Source organism: Novosphingobium mathurense (assembly GCF_900168325.1).
Lineage (GTDB): Bacteria > Pseudomonadota > Alphaproteobacteria > Sphingomonadales > Sphingomonadaceae > Novosphingobium > Novosphingobium mathurense.
Genome location: NZ_FVZE01000001.1, coordinates 1 through 19,105, shown reverse-complemented (window position 1 = coordinate 19,105; position 19,105 = coordinate 1). Strand labels below are relative to the sequence as shown.

The 19,105-nt window shown below is 61.0% G+C and carries 22 protein-coding genes and 1 pseudogene; 10 read left to right on the top strand and 13 right to left on the bottom strand.

The window, feature by feature from the left end:
* Positions 1-70: 70 nt before the first annotated feature.
* The 4 genes from B5483_RS00115 (at position 71) to B5483_RS00100 (ending at position 3,033) form a co-directional block, all read left to right on the top strand.
* Positions 71-334, top strand: a complete 264-nt coding sequence (locus B5483_RS00115; protein WP_245828765.1) for a type II toxin-antitoxin system TacA family antitoxin — start codon at positions 71-73, stop codon at positions 332-334.
* A gap of 3 nt (positions 335-337) precedes the next feature.
* Positions 338-847: a GNAT family N-acetyltransferase gene (locus tag B5483_RS00110; RefSeq protein ID WP_079729123.1), complete on the top strand. Its 510-nt coding sequence runs from the start codon at positions 338-340 to the stop codon at positions 845-847.
* Positions 848-1,087: 240 nt separating this feature from the next.
* Positions 1,088-1,399 (top strand): hypothetical protein, encoded by a 312-nt coding sequence (locus B5483_RS00105; protein WP_079729122.1) that lies wholly within the window; start codon positions 1,088-1,090, stop codon positions 1,397-1,399.
* The gene (locus B5483_RS00100) at positions 1,396-3,033 is read left to right on the top strand and encodes a hypothetical protein (RefSeq protein WP_079729121.1); all 1,638 of its coding nucleotides are present in this window, start codon (positions 1,396-1,398) and stop codon (positions 3,031-3,033) included. Before B5483_RS00105 ends, B5483_RS00100 begins: the two co-directional genes overlap by 4 nt.
* On the opposite strand, the gene B5483_RS00095 is transcribed toward B5483_RS00100, so the two are convergent.
* The 4 genes from B5483_RS00095 to B5483_RS00080 all read right to left on the bottom strand — a co-directional run bounded on the left by B5483_RS00095 (position 3,030) and on the right by B5483_RS00080 (position 6,016).
* Complete coding sequence (locus tag B5483_RS00095; protein ID WP_079729810.1) at positions 3,030-3,443, bottom strand: DUF6932 family protein; 414 nt, start codon at positions 3,441-3,443, stop codon at positions 3,030-3,032. The two genes, B5483_RS00100 and B5483_RS00095, sit on opposite strands and share 4 nt — an antisense overlap.
* Positions 3,444-3,471: 28 nt before the next feature.
* Entirely contained in the window at positions 3,472-4,380 is a 909-nt protein-coding gene (locus tag B5483_RS00090) for a hypothetical protein (protein WP_139383868.1), read from the bottom strand.
* Positions 4,381-4,718: 338 nt separating this feature from the next.
* Complete coding sequence (locus B5483_RS00085; RefSeq protein ID WP_079729119.1) at positions 4,719-5,621, bottom strand: ImmA/IrrE family metallo-endopeptidase; 903 nt, start codon at positions 5,619-5,621, stop codon at positions 4,719-4,721.
* On the bottom strand, positions 5,618-6,016 hold the full coding sequence (locus tag B5483_RS00080; RefSeq protein ID WP_245828764.1) for a helix-turn-helix domain-containing protein: 399 nt from the start codon (positions 6,014-6,016) through the stop codon (positions 5,618-5,620). The genes B5483_RS00085 and B5483_RS00080 overlap by 4 nt, the downstream gene beginning before the upstream one ends.
* A 56-nt stretch (positions 6,017-6,072) precedes the next feature.
* Between B5483_RS00080 and B5483_RS00075 the strand changes: the two genes are divergently transcribed.
* From B5483_RS00075 to B5483_RS00055, 5 genes are read left to right on the top strand one after another with little or no spacing between them, the layout of a single operon-like run.
* Positions 6,073-6,306 carry a DUF2188 domain-containing protein gene (locus B5483_RS00075; RefSeq protein WP_038575574.1) on the top strand — a complete coding sequence of 78 codons (234 nt, stop codon included), beginning with the start codon at positions 6,073-6,075 and terminating at the stop codon, positions 6,304-6,306.
* Between the two features lie 52 nt (positions 6,307-6,358).
* Positions 6,359-7,936: an adenylate/guanylate cyclase domain-containing protein gene (locus B5483_RS00070; protein ID WP_079729118.1), complete on the top strand. Its 1,578-nt coding sequence runs from the start codon at positions 6,359-6,361 to the stop codon at positions 7,934-7,936.
* Between the two features lie 6 nt (positions 7,937-7,942).
* A complete protein-coding gene (locus B5483_RS00065; RefSeq protein ID WP_139383867.1) occupies positions 7,943-8,665 on the top strand; it encodes an E2 domain-containing protein in 723 nt (240 codons plus the stop codon).
* A 17-nt stretch (positions 8,666-8,682) separates the two neighbouring features.
* The gene (locus B5483_RS00060) at positions 8,683-9,618 is read left to right on the top strand and encodes a TIR domain-containing protein (RefSeq protein ID WP_079729116.1); all 936 of its coding nucleotides are present in this window, start codon (positions 8,683-8,685) and stop codon (positions 9,616-9,618) included.
* 41 nt (positions 9,619-9,659) lie between these two features.
* Positions 9,660-10,352, top strand: coding sequence for an adenylate/guanylate cyclase domain-containing protein (locus B5483_RS00055; RefSeq protein WP_245828763.1), 693 nt, complete (start codon positions 9,660-9,662; stop codon positions 10,350-10,352).
* Positions 10,353-10,614: 262 nt separating this feature from the next.
* Here B5483_RS00055 and rlxS read toward each other — a convergent pair whose 3' ends face one another.
* The 6 genes from rlxS to B5483_RS00025 form a co-directional block, all read right to left on the bottom strand.
* Positions 10,615-12,603 carry a relaxase/mobilization nuclease RlxS gene (gene rlxS / locus B5483_RS00050; RefSeq protein WP_079729114.1) on the bottom strand — a complete coding sequence of 663 codons (1,989 nt, stop codon included), beginning with the start codon at positions 12,601-12,603 and terminating at the stop codon, positions 10,615-10,617.
* A gap of 291 nt (positions 12,604-12,894) precedes the next feature.
* Positions 12,895-13,029 (bottom strand): hypothetical protein, encoded by a 135-nt coding sequence (locus B5483_RS23635; RefSeq protein ID WP_281251217.1) that lies wholly within the window; start codon positions 13,027-13,029, stop codon positions 12,895-12,897.
* Between the two features lie 255 nt (positions 13,030-13,284).
* Positions 13,285-13,860, bottom strand: a complete 576-nt coding sequence (locus tag B5483_RS00040; protein ID WP_139383917.1) for a lytic transglycosylase domain-containing protein — start codon at positions 13,858-13,860, stop codon at positions 13,285-13,287.
* A gap of 68 nt (positions 13,861-13,928) precedes the next feature.
* Positions 13,929-14,516 carry a S26 family signal peptidase gene (locus B5483_RS00035; protein WP_079729111.1) on the bottom strand — a complete coding sequence of 196 codons (588 nt, stop codon included), beginning with the start codon at positions 14,514-14,516 and terminating at the stop codon, positions 13,929-13,931.
* Positions 14,509-14,754: a helix-turn-helix domain-containing protein gene (locus B5483_RS00030; RefSeq protein WP_079729110.1), complete on the bottom strand. Its 246-nt coding sequence runs from the start codon at positions 14,752-14,754 to the stop codon at positions 14,509-14,511. Before B5483_RS00030 ends, B5483_RS00035 begins: the two co-directional genes overlap by 8 nt.
* Before the next feature lie 183 nt (positions 14,755-14,937).
* The gene (locus B5483_RS00025; protein WP_062061455.1) at positions 14,938-15,270 is read right to left on the bottom strand and encodes a DUF736 domain-containing protein; all 333 of its coding nucleotides are present in this window, start codon (positions 15,268-15,270) and stop codon (positions 14,938-14,940) included.
* Between the two features lie 525 nt (positions 15,271-15,795).
* Here B5483_RS00025 and B5483_RS00020 point away from each other — a divergent pair.
* Positions 15,796-16,437: a hypothetical protein gene (locus tag B5483_RS00020; RefSeq protein ID WP_079729109.1), complete on the top strand. Its 642-nt coding sequence runs from the start codon at positions 15,796-15,798 to the stop codon at positions 16,435-16,437.
* 71 nt (positions 16,438-16,508) lie between these two features.
* Here B5483_RS00020 and B5483_RS00015 read toward each other — a convergent pair whose 3' ends face one another.
* The 3 genes and pseudogenes from B5483_RS00015 to B5483_RS00005 form a co-directional block, all read right to left on the bottom strand.
* Positions 16,509-18,314 (bottom strand): ParB/RepB/Spo0J family partition protein, encoded by a 1,806-nt coding sequence (locus tag B5483_RS00015; protein ID WP_079729108.1) that lies wholly within the window; start codon positions 18,312-18,314, stop codon positions 16,509-16,511.
* Between the two features lie 99 nt (positions 18,315-18,413).
* The gene (locus B5483_RS00010; protein WP_079729107.1) at positions 18,414-18,821 is read right to left on the bottom strand and encodes a DUF2958 domain-containing protein; all 408 of its coding nucleotides are present in this window, start codon (positions 18,819-18,821) and stop codon (positions 18,414-18,416) included.
* Positions 18,818-19,018, bottom strand: a pseudogene (locus B5483_RS00005) (zincin-like metallopeptidase domain-containing protein); the annotation flags it as partial. The pseudogene B5483_RS00005 and the gene B5483_RS00010, both read right to left, overlap by 4 nt.
* Positions 19,019-19,105: the final 87 nt, after the last annotated feature.

The window sequence follows — 19,105 nt, the reverse complement described above, 5'->3', positions numbered from 1 at the left end:
AATCTGCCATATGGGTTGGCGGAGTTGAAACATGCCGCAGCCCGCACAACGCAAAGAACATCCGCTATCCATGAGGCTACCGGATACCGACATCGCCATCATCGACCGTGCCGCTAGGCTGCGGGGGCGTTCGCGCACCGATTTCGTGCGCGATGCCGCCGTGCGTGCGGCCGAGGAGGTGCTGATGGAAACCACACCGATCCGCATGACCGCGGAAGGGTTCGACGCTTTCCTCGCCGCTGTGTCCGGCCCAGCGGTTCCCGTTCCCGAGATGGTGGAACTGTTCCGCCGCGTCGCGCCATGGGAAGCTGACCGTCCAGTCACCGGAGAATAATCCTTGGGGATCTCCGGCCCGGAGCCGCTGACGACGGCGCATGATGTATCCGGCTTCTCCTGCGGTAAGCCCTCGCTCGACCGCTGGTTGCAGACACGAGCGCTCGCCAATCAGGAAAAGGGCTTCACGGCGGTCATGGTGGTCCACGAAGGTGGGCAAGTCATCGGCTATTATGGACTTGCGCCGACGTCGATCATTCCGGCTGAGCTTCCCAGATCTATCCGAACCGGGCAACCGCCCGATCCCGTCCCTTGCCTGCTGCTGGCTCAGCTTGCCACGGATCAGGAGTGGGCTGGCAAAGGCATAGGTACAGGTCTGCTCAAACATGCGTTGCAGCGATGCGTGACCGCCTCCCGACTGATCGGTGGGCGCGCGTTGGTGGTCAATGCCGTGGATGACGAGGCGGCAACGTTTTGGCGAAGGTGGGGATTTCTACCCTCCAAGGACGATCCTCTGACCTTGTTCCGCTCAATTGGAGATATCGCTGCCTCACTCGGCGCTTGGGATCATTGAACGGGGCTGCATCCGCCACTACGCCTTACTTGGCCGTTGAAACCCGACTTTCATTCACGCGGCGACTTGAGGCGCTTCTTTGGCCCGGTGATCGAGGGGCCGCAAGTGCAGCAGATAAACGAGCATGGGGCCGGGAGGCGGTGTCGATTGGCAGTTCGGCCGGGGCTAAGCCTCGGCATTTGAGTCCAGGCATGGCGCCCAGCCAGTCCACTACCTATCTACTGGAGGAAAGGGGATCTCATGCCACGCGACAACCCGATCGATGGCTACATCAGCTATGCTCAGCGTGAACGCGCGCGTCGCGGCCGGCGCGCCGCCAGCTGTGACGTTTCCAGGCGATGGCTCCGCTTCGGTGATCCGTTCGATCCCCGCTTCGGAGAGGGCGACGCTGTCTGGGTCGACGTCCTCACCGATACCTACGACGACGAGGCCAGCTTGGACGCGCCCCCTCGCACCCGCAAGCTCACCACGCTAATGGTGAGAGTGGAGGATCTGCGTGCCATCCTCGAACAGTTCGACGAGGAACGACGAGGCGGGCTTGCAGTGGGATGACCAAATTCCTCTCCCCGGAATTCTTCGCGCTGAGCGACATCCGCGCCATACAGGGGCGGAGTTGGATACCGCTTCGCCAGAACGGCGAGATAGAGCACGAGAGCCCCTTCGAGGGGATCGGTGATATCCGGGAGTATACCGGCATCGCGACTCTCGCAGTTGCCTCCGCCGATCGTGGGGCGGTCGACGGCTTTAGCTGGAGCGAGGTTGATACCTCGGCCCACCGACCGACCTTCGATGGTGGGGTATATCGGCCTGCCGATGTCCAGTCGGACTGGAATCAGGGTCATAAGGCCGTCGGCACCCATCTGGTCCTGGCGCAGGCCCGAGGCGGCTGGTCTCCGGAAATCTGGCATCTCCATCACGATCTCGTCATCGCGCTCAAGCTGGAACGCGAAGGCGATGTGTGGCTCCGCCCCGATGAAGGATGGATCGAGGTCGCACGCCTCAAGCGGGACGAGGAGGATCGCCCCGTGCTTCTCGAAATTCGCGCCGAGATGCTGTCCGACTACCTGGTCTCCCGCGATATGGTGCTCTTCGCATCGAGCTATCACGAGCGGTCCGCCAACTTCATTGCCAAGCCGCCCTATGAATGGGCGGACGAGCACGTTCAGTCCGAAGCTGGCCGGGATACTCGCGAAAAATATATCCGTGACGTCGAATTCCTATCCGATCGGGGCCACAAGTTCAGAGGCCTCGGCGCGCTGTGGCGGACAGAGTGGTTCGAGCCGGGGGCACAGAGCATCCGCGTGCGGGGCGATCCTGAAGCCGACGAGGTGAGCTTCGCGGTCGGTCCTGATGGCGAGCGGAAGACGGCAGCGCAGTGTATCGGCGCCATGACCTATATCGCCTTTCAGCCATCGCTCGTGCCCGCACTGCTTCGATATCGGGGCGGATCGCTTGGCTGGTACAGCCGCGACACCGGCGGAATCGCAGGCGGCGAAACGGGCATCCATTTCGGGGTGAACGCGCTGGGGCTCATTACGATCTTCGCAAAGGACATCGCCAAGCTCGACGGCTGGGAACAGCGCGTCTGGGCCGCGCACAGCACGCCTTTGGACGGCGGCGTACCCGGCGAGCTTTGGGATACCCAGATGAACTGCAAGCCGGCAGGCACGCAGGCACCCGAAGCGCAGATCAGGAAGTCGCTGGACGCCCTCGACGACACCTTTCAAGAGCGGTTCGGCGCGTCATTGCTGCGGGAGCACGATTCCATCCCCATGCTCCTTCGGCGGACCCACCGGTTCCGCGCGATCGAGCTGGACGGTCTCCTTTCGCTCGCAAAGGAGCTGAATCGTCTGCTCATGGAGCGGGTCGATATGGACGCGCTGCGCGGGCCGGCAGGGCTCACCGCAAAGGATAAGCTCGGCACCTTGAAGGCCATGGAAAAGCTGCTGGAGCAATCGCTTGGTCAGGCGGATGCCCGCGCGATGATGGCGCCACTGTTCGGGATCAATGATCTGCGCAATGCCGATGCCCATCTTGGCTCGAGCCTCGTGGAAAGCGGGCTGCGGCGGGCGAACGTAGATCAGGCCAACGCCAATCCGGTCGATCAGGGGCGTCAGCTTCTGGAGACTTTCGTTGACACGCTGCGCGCCATAACGGCGACCATCGCGCCGGCGGTCGCCAGCTAGAGCGTCATCTCGACGCATTGGTCCGCCGAGATCTCGATATCCTCTTCGGTGTTTTTCGTACTCTCGTTGAACAGGCGAACCATCTCTTCAACGCCGTGACATGACCGAAGCGGCGGGACTGTCCGGGCCTCGGAGTCGAAATTGGGGGCCAGCTGACAGCCCTTGATATGAATGTCCTCGCTCGCCGTGAGCTTGCGCCAGAAGTCCGCACCGAAGGGTTTGCTGATGCACAGCAGAACATCAATGTCGCCGGGCTCATCCTTGTCACTGTTCACGAGGCTGCCGAACACGAAAGCGCGGTAAAGCCACCCCTGCGCGACGATGTGATCAAGCTCGTTCTTGAGCAGGCCGATGAGATAGCGACGACGATCCGTTGCGCCGTAGCGATCTACAAATTCCGCGAATTTCATCGACATCGTCAACTTTCAGTTGTCCGGGCTATGCTGCGATCAGGCCACCATTGCCCCTTGCAGCGAAATACGCCTGCATGTCGATCAGGGTCTCTCCAACGATCACTAGGTGCGGCGGTGAGCCAAGCTCTCCCCAGAACTGCATGAATACCGCAATCTTGCCTTTGCCGATCCCGGCATCCTCGGGAACCTCCCCGAGTGCAATCTTGAAGGTGTGCCCGGTCGCACCTTCAAGAGATGCGACCCCGGAAAGATCGCCGACATACCGCGCGATGTCATCCGATCGATTGAGGATAATGTCGGTGAGATAGGGGTTGAAGGCGTCGACTCCCAGCTCGGCGGCGACATATGCATGGGCCGTCTTCGCGAGCGTGCGCAGATAATGCAGGCGGTTGACGGGCCGCAGCTTGAAACCGACGTGCGCGATGCCGGCCTCGGCCGCAACAGCCTTTAGGATGGGGTCGGCGACCTTGCTCTCGACATAACGAAAGGGGCGTCCCTCCGCGAAAGCAGGGTCGATTGGGATACCAAGGACGCCCGGCGGTGGCGATTGCCAGAGGTTGAGGATCAGCGGCGCCGCGGCGATCGGAATCTCGCGCTTGCCTAGTTCGCGGATGGGCTCGCCCTTTTCGTTGGCCTCGACGAATTCGAGTGGCAGCGAGGTGAAGCGATCCTTCGGCTTTCGCGTCGGCGCTTCGACCGACGCGCGGAAATGACCGAGCTGGTGACGCAGAACCGACTGCTCGTAAGGCTGAATGATCCTCTGGCAGACCACGCAGCAGGATTTGTCAAGGATGGTCGCGTCCTTGCCTATAGCAAACGGCACTACATGCTCGTCGGTCAGCTCAACGCCGGCTTCTTTGCAGTAGATACACTTGCCAGGCGACGGTAGGTGTCGCGGCGAATCTCCATCAACATCATATTCCATCAGGATCATAGCGGCCGAACTTCCCACGCTGGCTTGACCGAGGCGGCGAGCATTTCGGTCGGGCTGGACTATCGCTCAAATGTCGGCGCCGGCCCCCTGAGATTCAAGTCGATCGACGTGGTTACGCCAAGGCACCTTTCCGCGCGCCAGCCAGCCTGCATGGGCTGGAGCTTTGGGTTCGGGGGGGGTGTATCAAAGTAATCCGACCTTCGTTCAGGCAGGTGCCGCCAACATAGCCGTCGTTCAGCCGTTCAAATTGGCTTCTCGAAAGCTTCCGTTTGTTCATCAAGCTCTCACGGTGGACCGACTGACCAGATCTGGGGACAAAGCCGTCGTTGCCCACGCCCCTATTCAATGCGCAACTTGCGCTGCATCAGGCCGAAGGAATCTTCAACCTCGTCTTCGTCCATCCACGTCCGCTTTTCGGCTCGACCAAGATGCAGCAGCGAGATCGTGAAATCGTAGTGGTCGGAGACGAGGGCGATTTCCTCGCATGGCTCGGCAAACCATACGTCTGCGCCATGCTCGATTGCGCCCTTGCTATTCAGAGGATCGGAGCGCGCGGCGAGGGACAGAGCGGGCACCGCAATCGGTGGGCGGCCAACCGTCTTGAAATATGCACCGGTCTTGAGCGCGCGATCACTCGATCTTGTCCAAAGAATATAGCCGTCTCGCGAAACGACGAGCACGGACCGGCGCTCGGTGAATTGAAGCCAACGTAACGTCGCCGCTATCAGCGAAACGTCGTATCTCGCAGCGCAAGCGCCGATCTCATCAAGGGTGGGTTTCGCTTTTGGGTCGATTTGTCTGCGGAAATCATCGAGAGGCATAAGCAGGCCGACGGCAAATTCGTTAGCCTGTTGCTCGATCTGTGCGTATTCGCTGTCCCAGCGCACCATGTCCTGGTCGCCGCATTCCATCCCATCGGGATATGCAAGGCGGTGAAGCAGGTAGTGACCGAACTCATGTCCCAGCGTGAAATTGATCCGGCCTGGCGACCTGATCGCATCGTTGTAAACGATCCCCCAACCTTTCTTCGCCGATGGGGCACGGTAGAGCGCGCCATCGAACCCCGGCAAGGACGCCCCCTTCACCAGCGTGATCGAGTCGTCAGGGAAACGCTGCTTTGAATATTCCTTGGCGAGCTGTGGAATATTGACCGGAAAACGCTTCGGTGCATCGCCGTACACTGCATTGAGCATTGTCGTGATGGAGTTTGCCCAGCGTTGCGGCGACCAGCTCTTGGTCATGTATCCTCATCCCAAAGCTTTATGATCTGACGCACTTTTGCCTTCGTCGCGGAATCCATCTTTCGATATTGGCGATAAAAACGCGCATCGGCCGCATCTTCCTGCGAGAGTTCATCACCTTCGTCGAGTAAAAACTCGATTGTCGTTTCAAGTTGTTCGGCAATTTTTGCGAGTTTTTCCGCAGACGGCCTTGGAGGGTTCTTGTTTTCCAGCTCCCATATATAGCTTTTGCTCGACCCCGTTAAATCGGCGAGCTTGTCCAGCGTCAATCCCTTCTCTTTGCGCAACTTACGAATCTTTTCCCCAAGGATATTTGCCAAAACCGCTTCTCCCGCCTTGCCGTGTTCGGTGTAGAGGTATTTTATAGGCTTGACTGCCGAATAGCAACTGTGCAAGCATGTTCGGAGTAGAGGTATAAAGTGTGCCTCGCGAGCTTTACGGAGCACAGCTCATGGGCAAAGGGCCGAAGTCCCACCACGTCGTACCGAATCCAAACGGCGGATGGGACGTGAAACGGGGTGGAGCAGGACGCGCGAGCGTACATGCGGACACCAAGCGGGAAGCTATTGATCGGGGTCGCGAGATCAGCCGCAATCAGGGCACCGAATTCCGGATCCACAATAAGGATGGCCGCATCGCCAGCAGCGACAGCCATGGCAACGATCCCAATCCGCCAAAGGGCTGATTGCGGTCAACAATGAAAGCGCAGCCCGTGATGCTGCGGAGAGTGAGGTAGAATGGCCTGGAATCAGGAACGTGCAGCACTACGCATCCAGCGGTTCAAAGAGACCGTTCCGCAAGGTGAAATTGTCGTCGAGGATTTTGCCCGGTATCTGGGTGAAAGGCGAGTTCTGAAGGCGAGCGGCGGGCTCACTGACGATAAACTCGCAATTCTTCGTGTGCCCCGCAACCGCGCCATCACAACGCACGGTGCGCATATCTATGCGAACCTCATCGATTTCAACGGTGTCCTTGAAGACGCTGGCGTTGAGACCGAAGCGAGCCATCGGCGCGCTTTAGAATTCCTGCATACACACTACAGTGCCTGCGACAGCCTTATCGACGAGTTTGATATCCAGCGCGTCGATTTCCACGGCTCACGTCTCCATGCTGTCGTGCTAACCCCCGAAGGGCGAGAGAACGAACCGGAGCGCATTCGCAAGGCGATCTCGTTTGCAGCGGCATTTCGCCAGATGGTCGAGCGCCTCGGCAACGATTTCCCCGAGTTTCAAACGGCGGTGCGGGTCGGCATAGACAGCGGTCCGGCGGTGGCAATCGATAGCGGCAAGCGTGACGAGCCCGACCCCCTTTTCATCGGTAGCCCTGCAAACCATGCGGCCAAGCTCGCTGACGGAGACGAAGAAGGCATCTTTCTCAGCAATCGTGTGCAGCACGCGAGAGACCAGAACGCGCCAACTTCCTTCACCGCTCTGGCAAAGGCCGTGGAAACAGGATTTCTGCAAGAGGGCGTCAGTGCCCGAGGTCAGACATTCGATGCCGACACGCGTCTGGCGAAAGCCTATATTGATTTTGAAGCTCAGATGAAGCGCCGCGAATATCCCGAGCAGGCTTCAGATGCAGCCTTCCGCTTTCACCATAAGGAACCGCCGCTCAAGGACATCGTGTTTGCCGAGCATCCCCCCAGCAACGCGATACGCATGCCACTGGCCTCGATCTTCGCAGACATCGACGGTTTCACTGCCTATGTGGATCACGCAATCCAGACCGAAAATGTAGCTGAAGCCGTTGCCAATCTGCATGTGCTCCGCGCCGAGATGGCTGCTGTGCTGCGGGAAGATTTTGGGGGGCGCAAAGTGCGCTTCGTCGGCGATTGTGTGCACGGACTTCTCGCAGAGGGAAATTCTCGCGAGACCAACGCGATGGATTCCATCCGTGCCTCAGTGAACGCGGCAGGTGGTATTCGTTCCTCCTTCGATCTTTGCAAGATGGCCTTGCCGGGTATCGCGGGCCTCGGCCTTGCCATCGGCATCGACTTCGGCCCGACACCAATCTGCCGCATCGGGCTTCGCGGTGCGGCCAGCGTCAGGACTGCGACAAGCCGCGCCACCTGCGTTTCGGAGAACGAACAGCGCCGGTGCACAGGAACGGAAACCGCGATAGGCGAGAAGGCCTATGCGGTTGCGCCTGCCGTCGTTCGGCAAATCTTTGGGAGTGAGCGCGTCATTTCCAACATGGATTATGATGCGTCGGCAATGCTTCTGGGAACAATGGCATCGCCTTACGTTTCGTCTGTGCAGGCGGAGCCGATGCGCGCGCACGCACCCGAGCCAATGAGGGCACATGCGAAGCTGTGAGCGGCCATGCCATCCCGTCATTTAGAAGGCAACTGCCCCGCCTGGTTTTCGATAGAAACATCGTCGTCGCTGTTTCTTGTAGGCACAGCGTATGTGCCCGGCACTCTCTGGTCGGGCTCCGGCATAAAATTGCACATACAGGGATATTCGACGCTCAGCGTTAGGGAAGAAACTCCCGGCACAAATTTCCCGGCCCGTTGTCCCGAACGCCACATACAACGCGATCAGACCTTTTGTCTGGACCTGCATACTCTCGAAGTGGTATCGGACGAGACGGCCATTCAATGGTGGGAGCAACTAAGGCAGTACCTTTGCTGCCAGTCGATTGCCGAAAAGACAGGTATCTGGCCGCCAGCGCACGCGCTCGACCATGGCGGTGCAGGCGAATGGCACGAAAAGGCGCTCATCGCGGCACGCGAGCTTGGCTTTGAAGAGGAATACGCCGCCGCCTATCTGGGCGAGCCCTCATGGATCACCGATCCCAATCTTCGTTTTTTCGACAAGAAGGGCAACCCGATCAACGGTCGGGCACCATGCCCAATAGGGTGCAAGCACAAAAGTCGTCGCAAGTGGCCGATTGTGCGCAAGGACTGCAAGAAGCGGACGCTAATGCTGGAACTTGTCTCTTGTGAGCAGAAGAGGAAGTTTCATCTTGAAAAATACTGGCAGGATGCCCGCGCTTTGGGCGAAACTTGTTGCGGTAAAATGAAGTCGTGCGGATTACGCTGAAAGGATTGGAGGATACTATGGGCGCATTGCTGGATAGATTTAGTGGAGACGAAAACAAAGGCAGGCTCATAGAAGCGGTTTGCGGCCAGGATTTGGTCGCGAATGACAAGGACCTTGCCGAACAGATCGTTGCCGCCGGGGTGTTGCAGGAAATTGCCGATGGCGATGTCATCATCAAGCAAGGCGACTGGGACGACGACCTGTTTCTCATTCTTGCCGGAAAGATGCAGATCACCATCAACGGGCGTCCGCAGGCGGTACGCGAGGCTGGCACGCATGTAGGGGAGCTTACCGGTACATCCCCAGCGCGGCCTCGCACGGCTACCGTTTCGGCGATCGGCGAGGCGCTAGTACTTCGCCTCAAGCGCACTGCGCTGGATGAGATTACGCGCGATAGCCCTGCCTATTTGAAGCGGATGCTTGATGTGGTCGCAGGACGGCTTGACGAGCGAAACAAGGGCATTGGGCAAACAAATGACATTCCCAGAATTTTCGTGATTTCGTCATCTGAGAAGATCGGTGTCGCGAATGAAATCGTGCGGAATCTCGATTCCAAGGAAATTGCAGTTCAACTGTGGGATAAAGGGACATTCAGCATTTCCGATTATCCCATAAGCTCGCTGATGGACGCGATTGAATCGTCCGACTTCACGATTGCCGTTGTCGGAGCGGATGACACCCTCACCATGCGAGGCGAAACCCATCAAGTTGCTCGCGACAATGTCCATCTCGAATTTGGGATTTCTCTCGGCGTGCTGGGGCGTCGGCGATCAATGCTTCTAGTTTGCGCAGATGACGGCGTTCGTTTGCCGAGCGATGCAGCAGGTTTGACCACGTTGCGATATCGGACCGGTTCCGACGATGAAATGAAGCGCACGGTGCGCAACGCCTGCATCGAAGCGAAGGAGCACATTGAAAAGGAAGGCGTGTTCACCGACAGGCGCGCCCGCTGATTGCTTGATATGAGGTCCGAATGTCTTCTTTCGTCGATACGTTGAGCGATTCCGTCGATGACATTTTTTCCGTCGCCTGGGATGAGCGCGAGGGTCGGACCGTGCCGGATTCCGACAGCGTGACGCTCCGCAACGGTGCCGTGAAGCTCGATGCTGTGTTCCTCTACGCCGATTTGGCTGGATCGTCTCGCCTTGCCCGCGTTTGCCAATGGCAAACGACGGCGAAGATTATCCGGGCCTATCTCGACGTTGCCACCCGCCTCATCAGGGCCTGGGGCGGAGAAATTCGCAGCTTCGACGGTGATCGCGTGATGGGGGTCTTTATTGGAGACACGCCAAACAGCAACGCTGCAAACTGCGCAAGAGAGATAGACTATGTCGTTGAAAAGATCATCGCGCCGAAAGCACGGGAAAAATTTAAATCTGTGCGCGACAACGAGTTGCAAATCACCCACTGCGTAGGGATCGACGTGGGTGTGGCCCGCGCCGTTCGCGCTGGCATCAGTAATAATAACGATCTCATTTGGATAGGAAAGGCACCGGCATTCTCGGCCAAGCTTTCCGATGTGCGAAACTATCCCTGGTGCGTCTATATTTCTTCGCGTTCGTATAAGAAGCTCTCGGATAGCGCCAAATACGATGGCGACGGCAAAGATATGTGGGTCGGTGTCGAACGCACAGTTGGCGACGTTAAAGAAACTGTCTACAAAACCAAGGTGATCAGAAAGCCTTGATGTCCGTGGCTGCCGGACTTTTCCTGCGTTGCGAATTCCCCGTTTAACACTCAATTACCTGCCGATGACTTATTGCCACGCCCTTGCGGGCCGGGCTCTCGTGAACCGCGCCAACCATTGGCTGTCACGGTCGGTCGAGTGTCCGGACCGTCACTACAATCACTTCAACGGCGCCAATCACCGAATGAACGAACGGCAAGTCCGGCCAGATAGACAAAGAAACCGGCCATTCCAGATCGTCGAACACCCCAGTCATTGCCCCTTACGAAATTGATGGTCCGCGCTGACGACCGATGGTCCAGCTTATGGCATCGCCGCGCACGATGCCGGAGACCTCCTTACCGATATGGCGGTCGAGCACCGGCCGCCATGGCACGAGGGTAAATTCGCGGCTCTTTTCAATCAGAGCGTAGCGGCCCGACGCGAGTTCGACCGGCCGGCGATATAGGCCCTCAATTCGCTCGCCGTTTCGGGCTTCGGCATAGCCCAGCCCGAGTTCGCTGGAGAGCTGCCCGGCGACACGGGCAAGTTCTCGTCGCCGCAGGGTGGCAAGCAGGTTCGTGCGGATGGCGATGCGCCCCTGTTCCTCCTGCGCCAGTCCTTGCGCCACCAGCCATTGCCGCCGCCGGTCGAGCGCCTCCCTCACTTCTTTGCCGAAGCCGGCATCGCGCGGGGGTTCCACTTCCGCGCCGACAAGCTGGCGATCGAGCCAGGTCGCGCCGTCGCTGACCACCTGCCGGTCGAGCGAAAGTGTGGAGAGCGTATTGACGATGACCGGTGCAGTCTTCGCCCGCTGGGCCTCGAACGCGGTGGCGCGCTCGATATGATCGGGCGCAATGATCCATGTGCCATCCGCCTCCCGCTTGATCCCGCTTCCCTCTCTGGCCAGGCCCCTGCGCATTGCCTCCAGCCGCCGGACATGGGTTTCGGCGAAGGTCTGCGTGGCATTGGGATCATGGCGCAGATGGATGTCGATGCTGTAGCGCCCGCCATGGGCGGCGGCGATCTCGGCCACAGTGTGATCCACGGCGCGGGCGATCGTCGATTTCGGGTCGATCCGTACCAGCGCACCCGCCGGGATCGGATCGGTCGCATCCCCCTTGCCGATATCGACATAATGGCTGCGCCCATCGGTCGCATCGACGATGAGATAATGGCGGTCGTTGATCTCGTCCGCAAGGCCGCGTTCCACCACCCGCCCCACGATCGGTATCATGGTCGCGGGATCGGCGATCGCATAGTCGGCTCCTGCGCGCTCCAGCTCGTGGTCGGTGAAGGCCCGCTGCATGGTGCGAATGATGTCGCCGCGCTCGCCCATCCGGCGCAGCACATCGTCCATACCTTCGGCGAGCCGCCAGCGACCCGGCGCGATCTCGCCCGAAAGACCCAGCCGACCAAGCTTTTGCAATCGCCCGGCGCGCAACGATTGCTGGAATGGATCGCGGTCGGCGGCTTCCACGATCCGATCCTGATCCATGTCACGCAGCAGACGCCGGTCGATGCTCGTCAACCGTTCCTGCTCCATCTCGCGCTGCAGCCGGTCGCTGATCTCGAGATTGGTGCGCGGCCCCAGATCGAGCGACACCAGTTCGGCGGCGCGTTCGCGGATGCCACCCGTCAAATATTCGCGACCGATGACAAGGTCGCGACCCCGCTCGTCCTTACCACGCAGGACGATATGGCTATGGGGATGGCCGGTGTTGAAATGATCGACCGCCACCCAGTCCAGCTTCGTGCCCAGATCCTGCTCCATCTGTGTCATCAGGCGGCGGGTCAGCGATCTGAGATCGCCGTAGCTTTGACCATCCTCGGCTGAGACGATGAAGCGGAACTGATGCCGGTCGCCGCCCGCGCGTTCGAGAAAGGCGCGGCCATCGGCCTTTTCCTGTTCGGCGGTGTAGAGTTGGCCCGGCGTGCCGTCGCGGGTGACGCCGTCGCGCTGGATATAGCGCAGATGCGCGCGTGCGGCGTTCATTCCCTTCGCCCGGTCGAGCCGGACGATGCGTGATTTGACCATGACACGGCGCTGGCGAAAAGCGGCGAAACGGTCGCGCGAGGCGAGCACGCGGCCGACGCCCACGCCGACACCCGAGCGGTTGCCGTGGAACCGGCCCCGGCTTCCTCCGCCGGACTTGATGCCGCCGGCGAGATTGGCGGCCTGCAAGACCTGGCTCATATAGCTGCGCCCGCGCCGGATAGGGGTGCTGCGCTGCTTGCCGAGACGCGGCTTGATCTCGTCGTCATCGGACATGGCGCATCCCTCCGGCTTCTGCCGATGGCGCCATGGAAAAGCCCAGAAATCCGGGGGCTTCGACGGGGTATGGCGCCACAGCCTCCCGGATGGCGCCATCGGCGATCATCCAGAAAATGATGTGCAGACAATGAGTTATGGCGGAGTGCCCGAAGGGCATGACGCCATTTCTTTGATCTTGCCTTACCCTTTCTCCCCTCGGAAACGCTCCCGTCCTTCGTCTTCCTGCCTTTGCCGCGATCATGGAAAAGGCCGGGAACGACGCCGGGCGACACCGTTCCCCAAACCCCGTCAATCCTCCCGTCGCTGCCGCTCCAGTTCTGCCAGTGCGTCCTGCAATTCGGCCTCGATCTGTCGGATTTCGGCCGGATCGTCGTTCCATGACAGTTCGGCCCGAAGCTCGTCGATATGCTGCTGAATGGTCATCATCGCCTCCTGATCTTCGAAAGATGCAGGCTGCGCCCGGTATGGAGCGGGTCGGGTCAAGGACCGCGAAGCGGCCGCGCGAGCGGCGATGCCGGGCGCGATTTTTTCCGGCCAGGCAGCATATCAATGAGGAGGGAACCTGCCTTGCCGAGCCGGAAAAAATCGTGTCCGGCGTCGTCCTTGAGGCGGCCCGATCCATGCCGGATACTGGGCTGGTCTGAGCGGATATCCTCCTCTCCACAAACGCCGGATCTCTCATTTCTGATCCTCCCGCGACTGTTCCAGTGTCGCGAACAGCGGGTTTTCTGGCGGCGCTTCGCTGGCTGTTGGGACCGGTTTGCTCACCCTCCCCAGCGCGAAGAAGAGCCGCGTTCCCGACAGGATCGCAGGCGGCATCGTGGGCGTGGCCGGTGCTCGCGCGAGCTGGGAGATATAGGCGCGCGTCTCGCCGGGAAGCGGCCTTCCTGTGCGCAAATGCTCCGCGTAACGTCCGGGGCCAGCATTATAGGCGGCGAACAGACCGGGATATCCGAAGCGATCATACATGGCGCGCAGGTAGGCTGTGCCCGCCAGGATATTATCGCGCGGATCATGCGGATCGGGACCAAGCCCGTGCTGGCGGCGCAGAGCTTCCCATGTGCCGGGCATGATCTGCATCAGTCCCATCGCACCGGCGCTGGAGGTGATCGGACGGCCATGGAGATGCGTTCGGCCTCGGCTTTCGGCCTGCATGACGGCCGTGATCCATGCCTGTGGTACGCCGAACCGGCGCGAGGCTTCGGCGATGAATGAACGCCAGCGTTCGATCGCCGGAGAGACGTGTTCCACCATTGGCGTGGACTGCGCTAACGTCGCGGACGGTATCGCGAGCGAGAGCAGAAGCGGCGTGAAGGGACGGATCAGCGCAGCCACAATGGCACCGCCTTTCCAATCAGCGCGTCCTCATTGATCGGTCCGAAATAGCGACCATCGAACGAGTCCGGCGCATCCATCAGCAAGAACACGCGCCTGCCCCGGAGCAGTTCGCATCCGTTCCACCAGGGCAGCGGGCGACCCTGCCGGTCGGCGGTGCGGCGATCCGCGACCTTCGCGCCATTGACGAAAATCTCGTAACCGAGCGCGCAGACATCATCGCCATCGCGCGCGGCGATCCGCTTCAGGAGCGGCACATTGGCGGGCAGATAATGGCGCGCGGCGGCAAGCGAGCGAACGCTTTCGGGCGTGTGTGCCAAAACCATGTCGCCAGCGCGGAAACGGGCATAGGGATCAACCCGCCACAGCCCGATGGGGGCGCTCGCCGACGCATTCCAGATCAGGCGCGGGGCTGGCCGGATGGCGAAGTCGAGCGTCGTGGTAAGCCCGATCAGAGCCAAGCCGATGCTGCCTGCGATCAGGACCGGTCGGCGGCGCCCCCGAAGCTGGCGGGCGAGTGGCGGATGCCATTCGAGCAGCGGTGCGGGCGTGGGTTTCGGGAGCCGTTTACGCATCGCGGCCTCCCATCGCCGGGGGCATCTGGCCGTTGGTGCGCGACCACTCGTCGAGGTCGTCGATATGGTATCGGATGAAACGGCCATGGCGGCGGAAGCGCGGGCCGAGCCCTTTCCACCGCATCTGTTCGAGCGTCCGCCAGTTGAGGCCGATATAGAAGGCGGCCTGTGCGGTATTGAGGAACGGGCTGCCCTTTCGCGCCCGCGCTGCGCGGGCGTTCGGATCGTCGTCGTCCATGTCTGATGCTCCTTTTTCGGGCATGGAAGCGACGGGTTCATCGCCTCGGATGCCGGAGAGCATTTGGACGCGCCGGGGTGCGCTCGGGCAGGCCCGTTTCAGCCAGCCCCCGGATTCGGGCGATCCAGGAATTGGATACGCAAAGCCCCCGCGCCGGAGAGGACGCGGGGGCCTGCGAGCCGGTCAGGCAGCTTCGTTGACGATCACGGCAAGCACGTCGTCATCGTCCTGCCCGGCGGCGCGACCGAGATTGGCATAGATCGGCCACTGCGCGATCTGCGGGTGGAAGATGCGCAGCGAGATATAGGGCTTTCCGGTCTCGCGACTGACCTTGATCCAGCCAGCGCCGAGCTCGTTCGCACCGCTGTAGATGCGGAAATCGGGCTGGCGTTCGCTCGCCTTGGCGGGATTGGGAACGATCTCGATGCCGACCGGATTGCGGCGGCCGAGGAGCGCGATGCTCCCGCGCATTTCGTTGGTTTCAGGGTTGCGCGAGACGATACCGAGAGTGGACATGACATATACTCCTTTACTGTCCGCCGGAGCCGATCCCCGGCGATGCATGGACCGTGATGGGCTGGCCGGGACGCCTGCACCCGCAAGGGCCGGAGCGTAAGCGAAGGACCGGGTGCGCGGGCTATTTTGGAGCGCAGCGACCGCGAGGAGCCGCGTTCACGCGGCGGGGAAAATAGGCAAGCGCATCCCGGTTGCGGGCGGCCAGGACCGCCCATAGGTCCGACATGCAGCCGAGATCGCGCCCGGTGCGAGATGCGAAGCGAGGCCGGTTGTCCGCCCAAGGACGTTCTTTCGCGTCCCCGAAGCCTGCCGACATATGAGCGCAGGATTGCCGGACGATGCTCTGTCGTCGGGGGAATCGCACCTGCCGCTTGTGCTGACGGAAGGAACTGATAGCATGGACGGCGGTCGATCCGACCGGACCTGTCGCCGGGTCAAAGCGGATCAAATCTTTACGACGCACCGATCCTTTTCGGGCCGTCACGTAATCGGCGAATGACGGCTAAATACGAAAGGAACGGTCGCATGGCCGCCATTCTGCTGACGCATGCCAATCTTCATCACCTCAAAAGCCGCCTGCGCACGGCGCTCCCGCACGTCAAATCCAGCTACATAAGCGAGGGGCTGGCCGCCGCGCTCGGCTATCGCACGCACGCCGCGCTGCTGGCCGGGATGAAGGCATCGCGCGAAAAATATCCGCCGCTCGCTCGGGTCAGCGACGTGAAACTGACTGAACGGTTGAGTGACTTCGGCGCAGACGATCAGGCCGTTGATCTGAGCGGCATGGCGAGAGAGGCATTGCCCGATCCGATCTGGAGGGCTTTCGCCAAGCGTGAGCGGGCAGCGAACGACAACTGGTTTTATGCCTGCCAGCGCCGCAACGTCCCTTTCGTCTATCTGCATATAGGACGCAAATATTGGCGGCTGAACTGGGACTGCATATCGACGGAGAAGAATTATGACGCGCATCTCCGTGGCGATGCGGGCACCACCTTGATGCGCGCCATGTTCAAGCGGTTTCAGGAGCGCACCAGACTCGATCCAACCCAAGCGATGTTCGATGGATCGACTTTTGTCGGAACGGTGGATGGCTTGCTGCCGCAGACGGCCTGCGATTTGGCCGACGATTTTTTCGAAATGCTGTATACGCCGGTACGCGCGGCATAGCCGCGTGTACCGGCGCGATTTTTCAGGCCAGACATGGTGAAAGGGACGGCGATTGCCGTCCCTTTGTTAATTCACTCCGCCGCGACCGCGTAGGGATCGACCGGCCCGATCTCGACGGGAAGCGGCGTGGGCAGTCCCTTCATATGCGGCTCGATCTGCTTCCACTTGGCGAGGGACGCGAAAGGCCGGGCAGTATAGCTGGCCGCGGGGAAACGCAGCCAGCGGGGAACCCAGCCCTCGACCTTCCTGCGGTCATTGCTGCCGGTCAGGCAGTCGCGGACAATAGCTTTCTGCGTCTTCACCTTCTCCGCGATATTACCGTCCGCAACCTTTTTGCCCGCCACTTCGCGCAGCATGGCATTCGCCACCTGCCGGTCACGGACAAGATCGAACAGCGCATCGTCGGGAGTCCATAGCGCGCCCATATCGACCTTGAGATAGCTGCCCACGGCCTCGACCACGGCGCTGCCTGCTTCCATCGTCTCGCCCATGACCACGGCGAGAATGGCGAGCACATCGCCGTCGCCAAGGGCGAGCAGCCGGGCGAAGATCGCGGCGGTTCCTTCGCTCCTGCCATTCCCGCCCGTGACGGTCGGTTCCTCGTGCGAGAAGTCCAGCAGCGCCAGAGCCGCGCGGCGTCTGGCATCGAATAAAGCTTCCGCCGTGCTGGTTTCGACGCTCTCGGCGGTCGCCTCATTGCGGCAATGGGACCTCTCGGTCTTTATGGTCCAAAGCGGCGATCCGGTGATGGCATGGGCGACCATCAGGCGCAGCGCGGCGCCGGGATGGTCGGTCAGCACGGCGCGGGCGGCGGCATGGCGGTGGAGGTCGATATAGGTCTGCAAGCTGCTCGTCGTCTCGCTGCGCTGGTCGCGCGCGGCCTGTTTGTCGGCCTCGGTTTGGCCCGATCTGGCTTGCTGGGCGCGGGCCTTCTTCGCCTCTTTGCCCGACAGGTAGCCCTCGTGGATTTCGACTTCGCCGCCGTGGGTGATGCTGATGAACACCTTGCCGCCCTTGGTCTTGGGCGTCCGTTCATATTCCCACGCATGGAAATAGCGCCCCGGTTCCATGATTTCGACATCGGCCCAGCCAGCGGCCAGAAGCTCGTCGCGCCTGACGGCGATGGCTTCATTCTGTGCGCGCCAGAACTGATCGGCATCGGCGAAAATGCCGTCCTCGCCGAACAGGTCAGCGACGATCTTGCCCTTATATCCGTCGAGCGGAAAGATCGCGTTCTTGGTGGAAATGGACGCGCCGCCGAACAACCATAATTTGAGTTGCTGGCCGGTGGGGACATATTCGTCCGGGCTGTCGAACAGGGCCAACCACTCCTTCTGCTGCGCCTTGGTCGCAAGGGTCAGATGGCGGACGCTCGCGGCATTGATCTCGCCATCACGATAGAGGTTGCGGATGCGGGGCAGCAGATTGCCGAGTGCAAGGATGCGGCGGACATAAAGGTCGGTAAGGCCGAAGGTCTGCCCGATCTGTTCGGGCGTCCGGCCTTCCTTCTGCACGAGGCGGGTGAAGGTGTCCCATTGGGTGACTTCGTCGGGATCGAGCCTGCCGATATTTTCGATCAGCGAGGCTTCCAGTGCAGCGGCATCGTCGCCCGGCTCCATGATCGCGCATGGCAGGGCGTCGGCTTCGCCGTTTTCCTGCGCGGCAAGACCGGCGGCATGGAAGCGGCGCGCGCCTGCGACGATCCCGAACATATCAGGCTTGCCCTCGTCCTCGCCGGGACGCACGATCAGCGGCACGATGACGCCGCGCGCCTTCACGGTGGGGAGAATGTCGGAAACGTCCGGGGCCTTGTCGGCATGGCGCATATTGGTCTTGCTGACGAACAGCTTGCCAAGTTCGATATTTGCGAGTTGCATGGGTCTTCACTCCTTCTTGGGGTGGACCGGCTCCGTTCACTGTTAAGGGAATTGCGGCGGACGGAGCCGGGATAAACGCGGAGAAGAGTCCGCGCGGGCTCATCCGTCCGGGTCGGGCGGAATCTCGGTGTTTCGGTTCAATTCACGCGCGCGCGCCGCCGTTGCCAGTAGCCGCTCGTCCTCGGTGATGCGGCCCGCGATACGCGCGGCATCGGAATAGACGGTGAGGCCGAAGCGGGCGCGAAAATACAGATCGCGCTCGATCCGCAGGCCATAGGGAAGGCGGACCGATGCGATTTCGGTGAGGCTGAACGTGCCCATTTCCGGGCATCCGAAACCAAGGTCGGCCAGTCCGAACAGGGTGTCGCCGTCCTCATAGAGTTCCGATGCAAGCCATGTCGCCGCGCCGATGGGATTGAACAGCTTCAAGAGCGGCGCATGGTCGGGACCACGCGCGGCCCCGTTCGCCAGCAGCTTCGCGCGAAGATCGGGAGGAAGCGGGATCATGCCGCCTGCCTCCCGTTTTGGTCTTCGCCATAAGCGAGGATATAATCTGCGGCCTTGCTGGCCTGACCCGCTGCACGGAAGATCGCGCGGTTATCCTCGCGCATGACTTCGAGCCATGAGCCGACATAATCGGAATGGCGAACGGTCGGCGCGATGCCCAAGGCCGCGCAGATGAACGCGGCTGAAATCTCGGCGACATATCCTGACAGTCCAGCCCCAATCGGGACCGAGGGAGAGAAAAACATCGTCTGCCTCTAATCCTGCCCAAAACCACATGCCCCCGG

What these genes read in the sequence shown, in the direction of transcription:
- B5483_RS00070 (WP_079729118.1), top strand. Translation starts at nt 6,359, where the DNA reads ATGGCCTGGAATCAGGAACGTGCAGCACTACGCATCCAGCGGTTCAAA.
- B5483_RS00060 (WP_079729116.1), top strand. Translation starts at nt 8,683, where the DNA reads ATGGGCGCATTGCTGGATAGATTTAGTGGAGACGAAAACAAAGGCAGG.
- B5483_RS00095 (WP_079729810.1), bottom strand. Translation starts at nt 3,443, where the DNA reads ATGAAATTCGCGGAATTTGTAGATCGCTACGGCGCAACGGATCGTCGT.
- B5483_RS23635 (WP_281251217.1), bottom strand. Translation starts at nt 13,029, where the DNA reads ATGACCATTCAGCAGCATATCGACGAGCTTCGGGCCGAACTGTCATGG.
- B5483_RS00025 (WP_062061455.1), bottom strand. Translation starts at nt 15,270, where the DNA reads ATGTCCACTCTCGGTATCGTCTCGCGCAACCCTGAAACCAACGAAATG.
- rlxS (WP_079729114.1), bottom strand. Translation starts at nt 12,603, where the DNA reads ATGTCCGATGACGACGAGATCAAGCCGCGTCTCGGCAAGCAGCGCAGC.
- B5483_RS00075 (WP_038575574.1), top strand. Translation starts at nt 6,073, where the DNA reads ATGGGCAAAGGGCCGAAGTCCCACCACGTCGTACCGAATCCAAACGGC.
- B5483_RS00100 (WP_079729121.1), top strand. Translation starts at nt 1,396, where the DNA reads ATGACCAAATTCCTCTCCCCGGAATTCTTCGCGCTGAGCGACATCCGC.
- B5483_RS00010 (WP_079729107.1), bottom strand. Translation starts at nt 18,821, where the DNA reads ATGATCCCGCTTCCTCCCGATCTTCGCGCGAAGCTGCTGGCGAACGGG.
- B5483_RS00035 (WP_079729111.1), bottom strand. Translation starts at nt 14,516, where the DNA reads ATGCGTAAACGGCTCCCGAAACCCACGCCCGCACCGCTGCTCGAATGG.
- B5483_RS00015 (WP_079729108.1), bottom strand. Translation starts at nt 18,314, where the DNA reads ATGCAACTCGCAAATATCGAACTTGGCAAGCTGTTCGTCAGCAAGACC.
- B5483_RS00020 (WP_079729109.1), top strand. Translation starts at nt 15,796, where the DNA reads ATGGCCGCCATTCTGCTGACGCATGCCAATCTTCATCACCTCAAAAGC.
- B5483_RS00030 (WP_079729110.1), bottom strand. Translation starts at nt 14,754, where the DNA reads ATGGACGACGACGATCCGAACGCCCGCGCAGCGCGGGCGCGAAAGGGC.
- B5483_RS00105 (WP_079729122.1), top strand. Translation starts at nt 1,088, where the DNA reads ATGCCACGCGACAACCCGATCGATGGCTACATCAGCTATGCTCAGCGT.
- B5483_RS00115 (WP_245828765.1), top strand. Translation starts at nt 71, where the DNA reads ATGAGGCTACCGGATACCGACATCGCCATCATCGACCGTGCCGCTAGG.
- B5483_RS00085 (WP_079729119.1), bottom strand. Translation starts at nt 5,621, where the DNA reads ATGACCAAGAGCTGGTCGCCGCAACGCTGGGCAAACTCCATCACGACA.
- B5483_RS00065 (WP_139383867.1), top strand. Translation starts at nt 7,943, where the DNA reads ATGCCATCCCGTCATTTAGAAGGCAACTGCCCCGCCTGGTTTTCGATA.
- B5483_RS00090 (WP_139383868.1), bottom strand. Translation starts at nt 4,380, where the DNA reads ATGATCCTGATGGAATATGATGTTGATGGAGATTCGCCGCGACACCTA.
- B5483_RS00040 (WP_139383917.1), bottom strand. Translation starts at nt 13,860, where the DNA reads ATGGTGGAACACGTCTCTCCGGCGATCGAACGCTGGCGTTCATTCATC.